This window comes from Porphyromonas sp. CAG:1061, assembly GCF_000435035.1.
GTDB lineage: Bacteria > Bacteroidota > Bacteroidia > Bacteroidales > Porphyromonadaceae > Porphyromonas_A > Porphyromonas_A somerae.
In genome coordinates this window covers 985-1,867 of the sequence record NZ_HF988863.1, presented here as the reverse complement: position 1 = coordinate 1,867, position 883 = coordinate 985, and the positions used below count along the sequence as shown (strand labels likewise).

At 54.6% G+C, this 883-nt stretch carries 1 protein-coding gene; it reads right to left on the bottom strand.

Features of this window, described 5'->3' with window-relative positions:
• Positions 1-73: 73 nt before the first annotated feature.
• Positions 74-883 (bottom strand): 16S rRNA (cytosine(1402)-N(4))-methyltransferase RsmH (gene rsmH, locus QVO39_RS01730; RefSeq protein WP_288171488.1); only part of this gene is annotated, 810 nt, incomplete at its 5' end.

The window sequence follows — 883 nt, the reverse complement described above, 5'->3', positions numbered from 1 at the left end:
GGCTAGGATCCATCAGACCTCCCACGAGGGGAGGTCATTCATAGTAAGACTCTTTCTAATGCGCAACCCCTGCTTAATCTTCCGAGTTCCCTTGCTTAATGGCTATGCGGAGCTTTGCACTACGTGCACGAGGATTGAGGGCGATCTCCTCTTGGGAGGGGAGAATGGGCTTGGCTTGTAGTGGTTTGAGGGGGGTGATAGGGGCACCAAAGGTATCTGTTTGGCGGACACCCTCAATATTTCCAGTGCGGAAGAAGTGCTTAACGGGCCGATCCTCGAGTGAGTGATAGGTGATGACCACAAATCGCCTCTCTGGTGCTAGAAGTTGGCAGCCATCGATGAGTAACTGGTGAAGTGCCCCTATCTCATCATTGACAGCGATTCGGAGAGCTTGGAATAGCTTGGCTAGCGACTGCTTATCTCTCTCTGGCACTACTGGTGCCACTGCGGTGAGTAATTCTCCAATAGTAGAGAGCTGCCCACGCTCGGAGGCCTCTTTGAGAAGTGTAGCGATACGGTAGCTCCCCTTGAGCTCGCCATAGGTGGCGAGGAGAGCCCTAAGCTGGTCGCGATCAAGGGCGGTGATCAGCTCTGCAGCGGTTTGCCCCCCTTTGCTATTCATTCGCATATCAAGGGGACCATCGAAGCGAAAGGAGAATCCCCTTTGTTCATCATCGAGGTGGTGGCTAGAGAGCCCAAGGTCGGCTAAGATGCCATCTACTTGCTCAATACCGTAGAAGTCCATAAAGTGGCGGAGGTGGCGGAAGTTGGTGCGGACGAAAGTAAAGCGTGGATCCTCAATGTGGCACTCGCGGGCTGCATCGGGGTCGCGGTCTAGTCCGAAGAGATGCCCCTTTGGGGAGAGTGCCTCTAGGATGCGGCG